Origin of the sequence: Pseudomonas sp. MWU12-3088 (genome assembly GCF_023242405.1) — a bacterium.
GTDB lineage: Bacteria > Pseudomonadota > Gammaproteobacteria > Pseudomonadales > Pseudomonadaceae > Aquipseudomonas > Aquipseudomonas kribbensis.
In genome coordinates, this window is record NZ_JALJEA010000003.1 from 142,638 (window position 1) to 157,447 (window position 14,810).

Consider the following 14,810-nt stretch of genomic DNA (forward strand, 5'->3'; position numbering starts at 1 on the left):
ACTAATGTGTAACGCAATCGCCATAAAACAGTGCACTTCCCTTACATTCGATTCGAATATGAACTTGGCTTATAACGTTCGAAAACAATTGAACAAGCTAATCGTATAAGCCCGACTAGTGGACTGACTAACAGCCGGCAAGCTCAGGAAAACCGGGGCCTTCACAGGGCTTGTTTTTTCTCCTGTAGTTGGCGTAGAGTTTGTCCACTGTGTTTGCATGGGTCAGCTTGGAATCGTGACCTGGGCAGTAGCCTACAAGTTAGCTACATCCCGTTCGACGTCTTCTTACTCTCCTGCAACCAGCCCCAGTACTCTTTCATGAGGAAGAGACTGTCATCAATTTTTGCGTCAAAGGAAATAAGAAATGTCCACACGTCAGAGCGGCACCGTCAAGTGGTTTAACGACGAGAAAGGTTTTGGTTTTATCACTCCAGAAAGCGGTCCGGATCTGTTCGTGCATTTCCGCGCTATTCAGGGCAACGGCTTCAAGAGCCTGAAAGAAGGCCAGAAAGTGACTTTCGTTGCCGTACAAGGCCAGAAAGGCATGCAGGCTGATGAAGTCATCGCTGAAGCCTGATTTTCTGTAACGAAAAAGCCCCTGATATTGATATCAGGGGCTTTTTTGTGCGCGCGAATCCGTAAAATGGCGCTTCATTTTCCGTCCAGAGGCTGCCATGTCGAAACACCTGCTCCTTCCCCAGGGCGACTTTCCTGCCGTCGGTCTCGGCCGTCGCCTGGCAGCGATGTTCTACGATTTTCTGCTGTGCACCGCTCTGCTGATCGTCACCGGCTTCATCTATAAGCTGATCCAGGCCGCAATCATCGGCGAAGAACGTCTGCGCGCCATGACCGACGCCGGCAAACTGGACGGCGACCCGCTGTACTCCACCGTGCTGCTGCTGGTGCTGTTCGGTTTCTTCGCCAAATTCTGGACTCACGCCGGCCAGACCCTGGGCATGCAGGTCTGGGGCATCCGCGTACAGAACGCCGATGGCACCGCGATCAGCCTGTGGCAGGCGCTGCTGCGGTTCATGGTGTCGATCGCGTCGTGGCTGTGCCTCGGCGTGGGGTTCTTCTGGTCGCTGTTCGACAAGCGCAAGCGCGCCTGGCATGACATCTACTCGGACACGCAATTGGTGCGGATTCCGAAGAAAGCGAAGTAACCCGGCAGAAACAAAAACGCCCCGATCGAATCGGGGCGTTTTTGTTTGCGGCTCAAGGTCAGGCGTTGCCTGCCAGCTTCATCCGTGCAGCCTGAGTGAAGTCGAGCATGCGCTTGAGCGGGCGGATCGCCTGGGGAATCAGCGCCGGGTCGACGAAGATCTCGTTCGAACCCTCCTTCAGGCACTTCAGCGTGCGCTCAAGGGTGTTCATGGCCATCCACGGGCAATGTGCGCAACTGCGGCACGCCGCGCCGTTACCGGCCGTTGGCGCCTCGATGAAGACCTTGTCCGGGCACAGCTGCTGCATCTTGTAGAAGATGCCGCGGTCGGTAGCGACGATCAGGGTCTTGTTCGGCAGCGATTGCGCGGCAGCGATCAACTGACTGGTGGAACCGACGGCATCCGCCAGCTCGATCACCGACGTCGGCGACTCCGGGTGCACCAGAATGGCCGCGTCCGGGTACAGCGCCTTCATGTCTTCCAGCTGCTTGGACTTGAACTCTTCGTGAACGATGCAGGCACCGTCCCAGAGCAACATGTCGGCGCCGGTCTGACGCTGAATGTAGGTGCCCAGGTGCTTGTCCGGGCCCCAGATGATGGTCTCGCCGTTATCCATCAGGCTTTCGACGATCTCCAGCGCGCAACTCGATGTCACCACCCAGTCGGCCCGGGCTTTGACCGCGGCCGAGGTGTTGGCGTACACCACCACGGTGCGCTCGGGATGCTGATCGCAGAACGCCGAGAACTCATCCACCGGGCAACCCAGATCCAGCGAGCAAGTCGCTTCCAGAGTCGGCATCAGCACGCGTTTTTCCGGGTTGAGAATCTTCGCGGTTTCACCCATGAATTTCACCCCGGCAACCACTACGGTCTTGGCCGGGTGAGCGTTGCCGAAGCGGGCCATTTCCAGAGAGTCGGAAACGCAACCACCGGTTTCTTCGGCGAGGGCCTGAATGATCGGATCGCAATAAAAGTGGGCAACCAGCACCGCGTCCTGAGCCTTGAGCTCGGCGGCGATGGCGGAACGGTAATAAGCCTCTTCCTCGGCCGTCAGCGGCTTGGGCTGCTTGGCGTCGAGGTGGGCTTGTACCAGAAGGCGTTCGGAAATCTGCGTCATGTTCGCAAGACCTGCAGGCGCATTCGCGCGAAAGTCGAGTATACACCCGGCTCCGGACCGCTTGAGGGTACCGCCGGGAGAGTGAGTTTTATCAGGCACGGACAGCGTTGAAGCTGCGCAAGGCTACAGAATATCCCGATGATGCAAAAGATGATTCTGACCTGTGTCAGCGCAACGACCGCCAAAAGGAGTGACGCCGAATCGCAGGCAAAAAAAAACCCGGAAATCCTCACTTTCGTGGGCCTTCCGGATTTTCTAAACCGCCAAATATGGTGGGTCGTGTGGGATTCGAACCTACGACCAATTGGTTAAAAGCCAACTGCTCTACCAACTGAGCTAACGACCCGCTGTGTGGTGGCGCGTATAATACTGATTTTTAAGGACTATTCAACACCTAATTTGAAAAAAATCAAAAATAAGGTGTCGGGTCGCTGATTCCGGCCGCTGCAAAGCCTTCTGCACGCAGTCGGCAGCTGTCGCATTTGCCGCAGGCACGGCCGTTATCGTCCGCCTGATAGCAGGAAACCGTCAGCCCGTAATCAACACCCAGCTTCACGCCAGCCTGGACGATCTGTGCCTTGCTCAGATTCTGCAGCGGGGCCTGGATGCGGAAACCATTGCCTTCCACACCGGCCTTGGTCGCCAGATTGGCCATGCGCTCGAACGACTCGATGAACTCGGGACGGCAGTCCGGGTAACCGGAGTAATCCACGGCGTTGACGCCGATAAAGATGTCACGGGCGCCGAGTACTTCAGCCCAGCCCAATGCCAGCGACAGGAACACAGTATTGCGTGCCGGCACGTAAGTGACCGGAATGCCCTCGCCCAACTCTTCCGGGATATCGATGCTGGTGTCGGTCAGGGCCGAACCACCCATGCCATTCAGGTTCAGGCCTATGACCTTGTGCTCGACCACGCCCAGATCTCGGGCGACGCGAGCAGCGGCATGCAGTTCGGCGTGGGAACGCTGACCGTAATCGAAACTCATCGTGTAGCAGGCGTAGCCTTCAGCGCGGGCCATCGCCACGACCGTAGCAGAGTCCAGACCACCCGACAGCAGGATTACCGCACGTTTTGCGTTGGTGTTCAGTTGTTCAGTCATCTCAGCGCCCCGGCTCATCATTCCATAGATATTTGTGCAGCTGCAGTTGCAACCGCACTGGCAGGTTATCCGCCACCACCCAGTCCGCCAGATCCCTCGCGTTCAGGTCATGGTGACTTGGAGAAAACAGGACTTCGCCGGCACGCCGGTCAAGCCCGTACTGGATCAGTTTGGATACCGCCCAGTCATAGTCGTCCCGCGAGCAGATGACAAACTTCACCTGATCGTTGGGCGTCAGCAGTTCGATGTTCTCGTAACGGTTGCGATGGGCTTCTTTCGAATCGGGCGTCTTCAGATCGACGACCCGACTGACCCGCGGATCAACCGCTGAAATGTCGAGGGCGCCGCTGGTTTCCAGCGAGACTTCGTAGCCGGCATCGCACAACTGCTTGAGCAAAGGGATGGCATTGGGCTGTGCCAGCGGCTCACCGCCAGTGACACAAACGTAGCGCGGGCGAAACCCGGCCACTTGCTCGAGGATGTCGTCGAGTGTACGAATGGTGCCGCCGCTGAACGCATAGGCACTGTCGCAGTATTGGCAACGCAACGGGCAACCGGTCAGGCGCACAAAAACAGTGGGCAGCCCGGCAGTCCGCGTTTCCCCCTGCAACGAGTAGAAAACTTCGGTGATTCTCAATGTGTCTTGCATAGTCGCCACGGGCGTAACAGCTAAACAGGCTGTCCGCCTCCGTCAGGCACTTCAGGCAACCCCGCCAACGCGTAGATCACCAGAAGCGTGTTTCATAAAAGGGCGTGAATTCTAACGAAAAAACCCGCGACAAGCGCGGGTTTCTTCCAAACGGGTCAAACAGTATTACATGCGTTGCAGATCGCGTTGGGCCAACTGGGCAGCGGAGGTACCCGGATACTGGGACACCACTTGTTGCAGAATGCCTTTGACCTTGTCGGTGTGACCGAGGCGGCGCTCTACGTCAGCCAGCTTGTACAGCGAATCCGGCACTTTTGCATGCTTGGGATACAGCTGCGAAACCTTGGCAAAAGCCTGACCTGCACCTTGCAGATCGCCTTTGGCCAGGTTCACTTCACCCAACCAGTACTGGGCATTGCCCGCGTATTGGCTGTTCGGGTATTTACGCAGGAACGCGGCGAAAGCCTGGCTGGCCTTGTCGAAATCCTTGGCCTTGATCAGGTCGAAGGCTGCATCGTAATACAGCTTTTCCTTGGCCGGATCAGCCGGTTCGCCACTCGCGGCAGGTGCCTGGGCAGCAGCCCCGGCTCCAGCAGCGGCACCGGCAGCAGCACTTGCATCGCCACCGGCAGAAGAATTCTCGGGAGTCGCGGCAGGTGCAGCACCGGATCCTATGCGCCGATCAAGATCCTGGTATCGCTCCAGGGACTCCTGCTTCATGCGCGCAACCTGATTCTGCAGTTCTTCGATCACGCCTTGCTGGCGCGATATCTGATCCTGCATTTGTTGCAGTTGGTTGAACAGCATGCCTTGTGCCGAGGCAGGGGCCGAAGCCGCTCCCCCGGCATAGGCGCCGTTCGTACCGTAACCTGCAGGCGGATAACTGCTCCCGCTATTGTTATAACCGGAGTTGTCATCGACCACAGGAACCGCAGCCCACGCCGCAAGCGGCGCGAGGCTGAGAGCCAGAACAGTTACAGCACGACGGCACGTTCGCATATCGAATTACTTACGCAGTTCGACGCGACGGTTTTGAGCCCAGGACTGCTCGTCGTTGCCGGTAGCAACTGGACGCTCTTCGCCGTAGGAAACCAGTTCCAGCTGAGCTGGGGAAACACCTTGCAGTACCAGGTAGCGCTGAACGGCTTTCGCACGACGCTCGCCCAGTGCCATGTTGTACTCACGAGTACCACGTTCGTCGGTGTTGCCTTCCAGAACAACGCGAGCGCCGTTTGCTTTCAGGTCTTTGGCGTGAACGTCCAGAGCGCGCATGGCTTCTGGCTTCAGGTCCGAGCTGTCGTATTCGAAGTAGAAGGTGGTGATTGCGCGCAGAGCAGCTTCTTCGCTCAGGGAACCGTCAACGGCACCAGTGTTTGCGCCGTAACCAGCGTTTGGATCAACAGCGCCTTCACCGGCGTTGTCGCCGCCTTTGGACGAGCAACCTACAGCTACAGCCATGGCCAGAGCCAGCGCAGCAAATTTACCAAACTTCAGCATTTCCATCGTGAAACTCCTAATGAACCCCAGTGTGTTAAGTAAAACGTGTAGCGCCCGCTCACTTCAGGTAAGGGGACCAGGACGGTTCTCTGACTTCGCCTTGAGCGGTAGGAAGCGGGAGCCTAACGCGTCCATTAATGGACACGAGCATCAAGACTCCCCGGCCCTGTTGGCGGGTGGCGTAGATTACCATGGTGCCGTTGGGCGCAACAGTAGGCGACTCGTCCAGAGTGCTATCAGTGAGGATTTTTACACTTCCGCGCTGCAAATCCTGAGCCGCCACTTTGAAATTGGTGAAACCGTCCTGACGATGGATCATCACCAGGGTCTTTTCATCAGCCGACAGCTTCGGGTTGGCGTTGTAGTTGCCCACGAACGTCACACGCTCGGCACCACCGCCATTGGCGCTGGTTTTGTAGATCTGCGGCTTGCCGCCACGGTCGGAAGTGAAGTAGATGGTCGAGCCATCCTTGCCCCAGTACGGTTCGGTGTTGATGCCGGGACCTGCGGTCACACGAGTGATCTGGCGCGAACCGAGGTTCATCACGTAGATGTCCGGGTTACCGTCCTTCGACAGCACGAACGCCAGGCGATTGCCATCCGGAGACCAGGCCGGAGCACCGTTCAGGCCTTCGAAGTTGGTGATCTGCTCACGGCGACCGGTGTCGATGTTCTGCATGAAGATGCGCGGACGCTTCTGCTCGAACGATACATAGGCAATACGCTTGCCGTCCGGTGCGAAACGCGGCGACAGGATCGGCTCGCGCGATTGCAGCAGAGTCACGGCGCGGGCACCGTCATAGTCCGAACGCTGCAGGGTGTAACGGGTGTTCTTCTCGGAGAAGCGTTCAGCCGTCACGTACAGCAGGCGAGTCGAGAACGCACCGTCGATACCGGTCAGTTTCTGGAACGACTGGTCAGAGATGAAGTGCGCCATGTCCCGCAGTTGTTCGGTGGTACCGGAAACACTGCCGTCCGCCACTTTCTGCTCGGTGGCAACGTTGAACAACGCCCACTGAACCTGCAGGCGACCACCGGCCGGCGTGATATTGCCGACCATCATGTACTGGGCACCTACAGCCTTCCAGTCACGGAAAATGATTTCGCTCGGCTGGCTTGGCTGGCTGATCATGTTCTGTTTTGGAATCGGCGAGTAATAACCCGAGTTCCGCAGGTCGTTGCCAATGATTTCAGCCATGTCATCCGGCAGGACGGCACCGCCCTGGAAACCGAACGGTACGACGGCGATCGGGGTCGCCCGATCGCTGCCGCTGGTGACCAGAATGTTCTTTTCATCCGCCATCGCGATCCCTGCCATGCAGCAGATCACGACCAGCATTCCTCGAAGAAGGTTTCTCACAAGGCTAGATCCTCAGGTGTGAATGTCATCTTGAATGAACGATACGGAGCGAAATCGCTCGGCTTCATTCCCTGCATTTCCGTCAAACGTCCAATATTCTTGACCGCCGCTACTGCCGACGCATCGAACGGACCGTCGCCACTGGACTTGGCCACGCTGACCGTAGTCACCGTACCGTCCGGCAACATGCCGATCTGCAGTACAACCGTCATGCCTTTGCGTGCCGAAGGAGGACGTGCCCAACCTTCCGCTGCCCGCGCACGAATCAAGTCATCGAAGCTGCCTGCGGTTTCGTCACCACGTTCGTCCGCCAAAGCCTGCTGACGCTCGGTCTTGTCGGACAGCAGGTCGGCCAGAGCCTGGGCCTTCTTGTCCTCGACCGATTTGCGTGCCGCGTCCTGCGCTTTCTTCTTCGCAGCATCGGCAGCAGCTTTCTTCTTGGCTTCATCGGCGACTTTCTTCTTCGCCTCTTCAGCCTCGGCTTTCTTCTTGGCGTCTTCGGCGGCTTTCTTCTTCGCGTCTTCGACGATTTTCTTCTTGGCTTCTTCAGCGGCCTCTTTCTTGGCCTCTTCTTCAGCAGCCTTCTTGGCTTCTTCTTCAGCTTTCTTCTTGGCTATATCAGCCAATTGTTTCTCTTCTGCCTTCTTGGCTTCGGCGGCTTTCTTCGCGTCTTCGGCTTTCTTGGCTTCGTCAGCCTTCTTCGCCTGTTCCGCTTTCTTCGCCTCATCGGCCTTCTTGGCTTCCTCGGCCTTTTGAGCCGCTTCTTCTTTCTTTTGTTCCGCAGCCTTCACCGCTTCCTGCTCGACCTTTTTCTGCTCCATCTGCTCGACTTCGGTCTGGCGCGCGGCGGATTTCTTCGCCTCACCCGCAATCTTCTGATTGGTCTGGGTGGTTGCCTGACTTTTCGATTTCAGCTGGTAAAGGGTCGCCTGGACAATCGGCTTGGCCGGCGGCAGCTCCGGTGTCATGGCGAAACTGACAAACAGCATGCCGAACACCAGCACGTGCAAGCCAATCGCCCAGACACTGGGCCAGAAGTAGCTTTCCGAGGCGGACGGCTCTCGCTGTTGCTGCATCAGGGGGCCTCGGTGATCAAGCCAACATTACCGACCCCGGCTTTCTGCAACCCGCCCATGGCGCCCATGACGGAGCCATAATCGACGGACTTGTCGCCACGGATGAAGACCTGGGTGCGCTTGCCGCCTTCAGTGCCGGCGCGGATGATCTTGGTCACCGCATCGGTCATCTGTGGCAGGGTCATGGCCCGGTCCTGTTGCTTCTCGGTGTCGACTTCGCTGCCAAGGTTCCAGTAGTAGGTCTTGTCAGCCTTGATCGAAATGGTCAGCACCTGGGTGTTGTTGTCCTGCGGCAAGGCTTCGCTGGAAACCTTGGGCAGATCCACTTTCACGCCCTGATTGAGCATCGGCGCAGTCACCATGAAGATGACCAGCAGCACCAGCATCACGTCGATGTAAGGCACTACGTTCATCTCGGCGACCGGCTTGCGCTTGTGTCGGGCTCGAGTGATTAAAGCCATCGGTAAATACCTGCTTATTCTTCGCTGGTGTGCACTTTGCGGTGCAGGATCGCCTGGAATTCATCGGCGAAGGTGTAGTAGCGGCTCAGCAAGGTTTCACTGCGGGCAGAGAAACGGTTGTAAGCGATAACGGCCGGGATCGCGGCGAACAGGCCGATCGCGGTGGCGATCAGGGCTTCGGCGATACCTGGGGCCACAGTGGCCAGGGTGGCCTGTTGTGCGCTGGCCAGACCACGGAAGGAGTTCATGATCCCCCACACGGTACCGAACAGACCGATGTACGGGCTGACCGAACCGACGGTGGCGAGGAACGGCAGACTTTGCTCGAGTTTCTCTTCCTCGCGGGAGATCGCTACGCGCATGGCACGGGCCACGCCTTCCATGACCGCTTCTGGGTCAACGCCCGGCTGCTGGCGCAGACGCGAGAATTCCTTGAAACCGGCACGGAAGATCTGCTCGACGCCCGAATCCGGATCCGGGTTGCTGCCGGCCTGGCGGTACAGTTTGGACAGGTCGATACCCGACCAGAAGCGCTCCTCGAAGCTCTCCAGGGCACGTCGACCGGCGCGCAGCAGATTGCTGCGCTGAAAGATCATGATCCATGAGGTCACCGATGCGGCTACCAGGGTCAACATTACCAACTGCACCACGATGCTGGCATTGCTGACCAGGCTCCACATGGAGGAATGGTCGACGACGTTAGCTTCCACGCTTTATCTCCTGCTTCAAGTGTGTACCCGTGCCGACCGCGTCGGCGAAAGCCGCACGCAAGTCTTCGGGAAGGGCCCGGGGTTTCAAACTGTTAGTGCGCACACAGGCCACCAGAAACTGCCCCTCACAGAGCAGCACATTATCCGTTGCCCGCCTGACCTGCTGTCGAAAGCGCAGGCTGGCACGGTTCAATTCGATTACATCAGCGCTTACCAGCAGCTCGTCGTCCAGTCGCGCCGGCGCGTGATAACGCGCTTCGCTGGAGTGCACGACGAACAACAGGTCCTCCCCTGCCAGCGCCGACTGGGCAAAGCCCAGCTCCCGGAGCCGCTCGGTTCGAGCCCGTTCCATAAACTTGAGGTAATTAACGTAATACACGATGCCGCCCGCATCGGTGTCCTCGTAATAAACGCGACAACGATGTGCGAACGGCTCAAGCCCGTTTTGCGCGCGCATACTCTAGTGCTTACTCCTCGGGTTGCCAATCCGGCCAGGCAACTGTTTTTCATAGTTCGAAGGCTTTACCGCAAAAGTACCGTCCTGAGACAGTACAAACGCTGAATAAATCGCCAATAAATGTGTATCAATCGTCCACGGCATCGAGAAACTCGTCTGCCACGGGCATTTCGCCCATTCGTGACGGAATGTTTAAACCAAAATGCAGATACGCGTGCCGGGTCACCACCCTGCCCCGCGGTGTACGCATGATGTAGCCCTGCTGAATCAGGTACGGCTCCAGCACATCTTCGATGGTGTGGCGCTCTTCACTGATCGCGGCCGCCAGGCTGTCGATGCCAACGGGGCCGCCATCGAACTTCTCGATCATGGTCAGCAGCAATCGCCGGTCCTGATGATCGAAGCCGTGCTCATCGACATCCAGCAGATTCAGTGCCAGGTCAGCAACGGACTTGGTGATGTGCCCCTTGGCCCGGACTTCGGCGAAATCCCGCACCCGGCGCAGCAGCCGGTTGGCGATCCGCGGTGTGCCACGGGCACGCCGGGCAATCTCGAAAGAGCCTTCCGGATCCAGCGGCAGACCGAGGATGTTCGCCGAACGGCTGACAATCGTCGCCAGGTCTGCGGTGCTGTAGAACTCGAGACGCTGGACAATACCGAACCGGTCACGCAACGGATTGGTCAGCATCCCCGCCCGCGTCGTCGCGCCAACGAGGGTGAACGGCGGTAGATCAAGTTTGATCGAACGCGCCGCCGGCCCCTCACCGATCATGATGTCGAGCTGGAAATCTTCCATCGCCGGGTACAGCACTTCTTCGACGATCGGCGACAGACGATGGATTTCATCGATGAACAACACATCGTGGGGTTCAAGGTTGGTCAACAGCGCGGCCAGATCCCCCGGCCGTTCGAGCACCGGGCCCGACGTACTCTTGATCGACACGCCCATTTCCTGGGCAATGATGTTGGCCAGGGTGGTCTTGCCCAGCCCCGGCGGGCCGAAGATCAGGGTGTGGTCGAGGGATTCGCTACGACCACGGGCGGCCTGGATAAACAGTTCCATCTGCTCGCGAACGGTCGGCTGGCCAATGTATTCGGCCAGACTGACGGGACGTATCGCCCGATCCTGGACTTCTTCGCGCTCACGCGGACTGTGCGTGGCGGCGATCAGACGATCAGCTTCAATCACTTAAATCATTCCCTTCAGGGCGCGTCGGATCATGTCTTCACTGCTCAAGCCTTTCTCCTTGATCGCGGAAATCGCCTTGCTCGCTTCCTGTGGTTTGTAGCCCAGGGAAATCAGCGCGCTGACCGCGTCGTTCTCGGCGGTATTGACCGGTGCCGGGCCGTCCGGCTGGTTCGGTACCAGCGCAAACATGGCCGGCGAGGTTTCCCACGCCTTGAAGCGGTCCTTGAGTTCGACCAGCAGACGCTCGGCGGTTTTCTTGCCCACACCCGGCACTTTGGTCAGCGCCGAGGTGTCCTGGGACTGCACGCAACGGATCAGCTCATCGACTTCCAGACTCGACATCAAGGCCAGGGCCAGTTTCGGCCCCACACCATTGAGACGGATCAACTCACGAAAAAAGTCTCGCTCACGTTTGCCAGCGAAACCATAGAGTAACTGCGCGTCTTCACGTACGACCAAATGGGTGTGCAAGGTCAGCGGTTCACCGACCGACGGCAGGCGATACAGGGTGGTCATGGGCACTTCCAGCTCATACCCGAGGCCGTTTACATCCAGAATCAGGTGCGGCGGCTGTTTTTCAGCGAGGGTGCCGCGCAAGCGTCCAATCACGTTTCAGATCCTTGAGCGTTGGCCAGCCGTGGGCTGGCGGGAAAACGGAATACGGATTCGGGCCGACGACCCAGGCACAAAATCCGTATACCGGAAAATTGATTGCTGATGCTATCAGAGACGCAGGCGCCCGCCACGACTGCGTGCGGTTCCCAGGCCGTGAGGCAACAGGCTGGAGCGGGTGTGCGCATGGCAAATGGCAATGGCCAGGGCGTCCGAGGCATCGATTTGTGGCTTGCTGGTCAGTTTGAGCATGTGCATGACCATCATCTGCACCTGTTCCTTATTGGCTGCACCGGTGCCAACCACGGCCTGCTTGACCTGGGTTGCCGTGTACTCGGCGATCTCCAGGCTCTCTTCGGCACCCGCAACGATCGCGGCCCCACGGGCCTGCCCGAGCTTCAGCGCCGAATCGGCGTTTTTCGCCATGAACACCTTTTCGATGCCCATGGTCACCGGACCGTAGGTCTGGATGATTTCCCGCACGCCGCGATAGACGATCTGCAGACGCTCATGCAACTCGCCGGCGCCGGTACGAATGCAACCGGAAGCCACGTAGACACAACCACGCCCGGTATCGCGTACCACGCCATATCCGGTGATGCGCGAACCGGGGTCGATACCAAGAATTAAAGTCATAAGCCTGCAGGTTCGAAAAAACACAAAAACAAATGTGGGAGATTCCATGTTCGAGATGAACCCTCAAACATGAAATCTCCCACATTGAAGCCTAGCCGTTATCAGCCGAGCTGAGCCGCCACGTCTTCCGGAATGTCGGCATTGGAATAGACGTTCTGCACGTCATCCAGATCCTCGAGCATGTCGATCAGCTTGAGCACCTTCTCCGCGCCTTCCAGATCCAGTTCGGCACTGGTGGTCGGTTGCATGACGATTTCCGCGTCATCCCCCTTGAAACCGGCTGCTTCCAGCGCGTTTCGCACGGCATAGAAACTGGTGAACGAGGTGAACACGTCAATCGAGCCGTCTTCATGAGTGACCACGTCGTCGGCATCGGCTTCCAGCGCCGCTTCGGTCAGCGCATCTTCGTCGACACCCGGCGCGAAGCTGATCTGGCCCTTGCGTTCGAACAGGTAGGCCACCGAACCGTCGGTACCGAGGTTGCCGCCACACTTGCTGAACGCATGGCGCACGGCCGCGGCGGTACGGTTACGGTTGTCGGTCATGCACTCGACCATCACCGCCACGCCACCCGGGCCGTAACCTTCGTAGGTCAGCTCTTCAACGTTGTCCGCTTCGGTCGCGCCGGCGCCACGGGCCACCGCACGATCGATGATGTCACGGCTCATGTTGGCACCCAGCGCCTTGTCCAGGGCCAGACGCAGACGCGGGTTGGAACCCGGATCGCCACCGCCCTGACGGGCCGCAACGGTCAGCTCACGGATCCACTTGGTGAAGATCTTGCCTCGTTTGGCATCCTGACGTTCTTTGCGGTGCTTGATGTTCGCCCACTTGGAATGACCTGCCATATCTCGCTCCGAATTCTCTTTGAAACGTTGCCCGCCGTGCACATCGCACAGCCAGCAAACAAAAAAATCTCGACCTGCTCTCTATAGAAAGAAAAAAGGCGCATCCGAAGATGCGCCTTCAGGCCCGTCTTACTCAGCCTTTGGTGTTTCGCGCAAACGAATGTGCAGTTCGCGCAGTGCCTTGGCGTCCACGACACCCGGCGCCTGCGTCATCACGTCGGCAGCACTCTGGGTTTTCGGGAAGGCGATCACTTCACGGATCGACTGGGCGCCGGTCATCAGCATCACCAGACGGTCCAGACCGAAGGCCAGACCACCGTGCGGCGGTGCACCGTACTTCAGCGCGTCGAGCAGGAAGCCGAACTTCTCTTCCTGTTCTGCTTCGTTGATGCCCAGCAGACGGAATACCGCTTGCTGCATCTCTTTGCGGTGGATACGGATCGAACCGCCACCCAGCTCGGTGCCGTTCAGAACCATGTCGTAGGCACGGGACAGCGCGCCAGCCGGGTTGGCTTCGAGCTCTTCCGGGGTGCACTTCGGCGCGGTGAACGGGTGGTGCAGGGCGGAGAAGCTGCCGTCATCGTTCTCTTCGAACATCGGGAAGTCGACGACCCACATCGGTGCCCACTCGCAGGTCAGCAGCTTCAGGTCGTGACCGAGCTTGATCCGCAGCGCGCCCAGGGCTTCGCTGACGATCTTGGCCTTGTCGGCGCCGAAGAACACGATGTCGCCATCGACTGCACCGACGCGATCGAGGATCACGTTCAGGTTGGCTTCCGGGATGTTTTTCACGATCGGCGATTGCAGACCTTCAACACCGGCAGCACGCTCGTTGACCTTGATGTACGCCAGACCCTTGGCACCGTAGATGCCGACGAACTTGGTGTAGTCGTCGATCTGCTTGCGCGGCATGCTCGCCCCGCCTGGAACGCGCAGTGCGGCGATACGGCATTTCGGGTCGTTGGCCGGGCCGCTGAACACCTTGAAATCAACTTCTTTCAGTTGATCGGCAACGTCCACCAGCTCCAGCGGGTTACGCAGGTCCGGCTTGTCGGAACCGTAACGGCGCATGGCTTCTTCGAACGTCATGTGCGGGAATTCGCCGAATTCCAGATCCAGCACTTCCTTGAACAGGTTGCGGATCATGCCTTCGGTCAGGCCCATGATGTCTTTTTCGTCGAGGAAGCTGGTCTCGATGTCGATCTGAGTGAACTCAGGCTGACGGTCGGCACGCAGGTCTTCGTCGCGGAAGCACTTGGCGATCTGGTAGTAACGGTCGAAGCCGGCGACCATCAGCAGTTGCTTGAACAGCTGAGGCGATTGCGGCAGTGCGAAGAACGAACCGGCGTGGGTACGGCTCGGCACGAGGTAGTCGCGCGCGCCTTCTGGAGTAGCGCGGGTCAGGATCGGCGTTTCCACGTCGAGGAAGCCGTTCTCGTCGAGGTAGCGACGGATGCTGGTGGTCATGCGCGAACGCAGACGCAGCTTCTCGGCCATTTCCGGACGACGCAGGTCGAGGAAACGATAGCGCAGACGGGTTTCTTCACCGACGTCGGAGAACTCGTTCAGCGGGAACGGCGGGGTTTCCGACTCGTTCAGCACTTCCAGTTCGTAGCCCAGGACTTCGATCATGCCCGACGCCATGTTGGCGTTGGTGGCACCGGCCGGACGCAGACGCACCTTGCCGGTGATCTTCACGACGTATTCGCTGCGCACGCGATCGGCGGCGGCGAAGCTCTCGGCGCGATCCGGATCGAAGACCACCTGGGCCAGACCGTCACGATCACGGATATCGAGGAAGATCACCCCGCCGTGGTCGCGGCGACGGTGAACCCATCCGCAAAGGGTAATTTCCTGGCCTTCCAGGCTTTCGTTCAGTTGGCCGCAATAATGGCTGCGCATCATGGTAGTGGTTTCGCTTCTCGTAATTCGA

Annotated in this window: 17 protein-coding genes and 1 tRNA gene; 2 read left to right on the forward strand and 16 right to left on the reverse strand. The window is 58.6% G+C overall.

Going from position 1 to position 14,810, the window contains the following annotated elements:
* The first annotated feature begins 364 nt into the window (after nt 1-364).
* Together M5B98_RS09430 and M5B98_RS09435 are read left to right on the forward strand one after the other, a co-directional pair.
* Nucleotides 365-577 (forward strand): cold-shock protein, encoded by a 213-nt coding sequence (locus tag M5B98_RS09430; protein WP_007951194.1) that lies wholly within the window; start codon nt 365-367, stop codon nt 575-577.
* Nucleotides 578-674: 97 nt separating this feature from the next.
* Nucleotides 675-1,163 (forward strand): RDD family protein, encoded by a 489-nt coding sequence (locus M5B98_RS09435; protein WP_085730269.1) that lies wholly within the window; start codon nt 675-677, stop codon nt 1,161-1,163.
* Between the two features lie 58 nt (nt 1,164-1,221).
* Here the strand turns inward: M5B98_RS09435 and nadA are convergent, their stop codons facing one another.
* From nadA to aspS, 16 genes are all read right to left on the reverse strand, one after another.
* Nucleotides 1,222-2,280, reverse strand: a complete 1,059-nt coding sequence (gene nadA / locus M5B98_RS09440; protein WP_039766022.1) for a quinolinate synthase NadA — start codon at nt 2,278-2,280, stop codon at nt 1,222-1,224.
* Between the two features lie 270 nt (nt 2,281-2,550).
* Nucleotides 2,551-2,626: transfer RNA gene (locus tag M5B98_RS09445), tRNA-Lys, on the reverse strand.
* Nucleotides 2,627-2,689: 63 nt separating this feature from the next.
* Nucleotides 2,690-3,382: a 7-cyano-7-deazaguanine synthase QueC gene (queC, locus tag M5B98_RS09450; protein WP_248742553.1), complete on the reverse strand. Its 693-nt coding sequence runs from the start codon at nt 3,380-3,382 to the stop codon at nt 2,690-2,692.
* A gap of 1 nt (nt 3,383) precedes the next feature.
* Entirely contained in the window at nt 3,384-4,031 is a 648-nt protein-coding gene (queE, locus tag M5B98_RS09455; RefSeq protein ID WP_041068581.1) for a 7-carboxy-7-deazaguanine synthase QueE, read from the reverse strand.
* A gap of 165 nt (nt 4,032-4,196) precedes the next feature.
* Nucleotides 4,197-5,030: a tol-pal system protein YbgF gene (ybgF, locus tag M5B98_RS09460; RefSeq protein ID WP_114885069.1), complete on the reverse strand. Its 834-nt coding sequence runs from the start codon at nt 5,028-5,030 to the stop codon at nt 4,197-4,199.
* Between the two features lie 6 nt (nt 5,031-5,036).
* Complete coding sequence (pal, locus tag M5B98_RS09465; protein ID WP_003178634.1) at nt 5,037-5,534, reverse strand: peptidoglycan-associated lipoprotein Pal; 498 nt, start codon at nt 5,532-5,534, stop codon at nt 5,037-5,039.
* A gap of 52 nt (nt 5,535-5,586) precedes the next feature.
* A complete protein-coding gene (gene tolB / locus M5B98_RS09470; protein WP_248739404.1) occupies nt 5,587-6,867 on the reverse strand; it encodes a Tol-Pal system beta propeller repeat protein TolB in 1,281 nt (426 codons plus the stop codon).
* A 17-nt stretch (nt 6,868-6,884) separates the two neighbouring features.
* Nucleotides 6,885-7,964, reverse strand: coding sequence for a cell envelope integrity protein TolA (gene tolA / locus M5B98_RS09475; RefSeq protein WP_085709625.1), 1,080 nt, complete (start codon nt 7,962-7,964; stop codon nt 6,885-6,887).
* Entirely contained in the window at nt 7,964-8,416 is a 453-nt protein-coding gene (tolR, locus tag M5B98_RS09480; RefSeq protein ID WP_162803534.1) for a protein TolR, read from the reverse strand. Before tolR ends, tolA begins: the two co-directional genes overlap by 1 nt.
* A gap of 23 nt (nt 8,417-8,439) precedes the next feature.
* Complete coding sequence (tolQ, locus tag M5B98_RS09485) at nt 8,440-9,135, reverse strand: protein TolQ (protein ID WP_007912733.1); 696 nt, start codon at nt 9,133-9,135, stop codon at nt 8,440-8,442.
* Nucleotides 9,125-9,592, reverse strand: coding sequence for a tol-pal system-associated acyl-CoA thioesterase (gene ybgC, locus M5B98_RS09490; RefSeq protein ID WP_085709624.1), 468 nt, complete (start codon nt 9,590-9,592; stop codon nt 9,125-9,127). The genes tolQ and ybgC overlap by 11 nt, the downstream gene beginning before the upstream one ends.
* Before the next feature lie 127 nt (nt 9,593-9,719).
* The gene (gene ruvB / locus M5B98_RS09495) at nt 9,720-10,781 is read right to left on the reverse strand and encodes a Holliday junction branch migration DNA helicase RuvB (RefSeq protein ID WP_085709623.1); all 1,062 of its coding nucleotides are present in this window, start codon (nt 10,779-10,781) and stop codon (nt 9,720-9,722) included.
* Nucleotides 10,782-11,390 (reverse strand): Holliday junction branch migration protein RuvA, encoded by a 609-nt coding sequence (gene ruvA / locus M5B98_RS09500; protein WP_007951205.1) that lies wholly within the window; start codon nt 11,388-11,390, stop codon nt 10,782-10,784.
* Between the two features lie 114 nt (nt 11,391-11,504).
* Nucleotides 11,505-12,029 carry a crossover junction endodeoxyribonuclease RuvC gene (gene ruvC / locus M5B98_RS09505; protein ID WP_065258525.1) on the reverse strand — a complete coding sequence of 175 codons (525 nt, stop codon included), beginning with the start codon at nt 12,027-12,029 and terminating at the stop codon, nt 11,505-11,507.
* A gap of 101 nt (nt 12,030-12,130) precedes the next feature.
* Entirely contained in the window at nt 12,131-12,877 is a 747-nt protein-coding gene (locus tag M5B98_RS09510) for a YebC/PmpR family DNA-binding transcriptional regulator (protein WP_085709622.1), read from the reverse strand.
* A gap of 129 nt (nt 12,878-13,006) precedes the next feature.
* A complete protein-coding gene (aspS, locus tag M5B98_RS09515; RefSeq protein WP_085709621.1) occupies nt 13,007-14,782 on the reverse strand; it encodes an aspartate--tRNA ligase in 1,776 nt (591 codons plus the stop codon).
* Between the last annotated feature and the right edge of the window lie 28 nt (nt 14,783-14,810).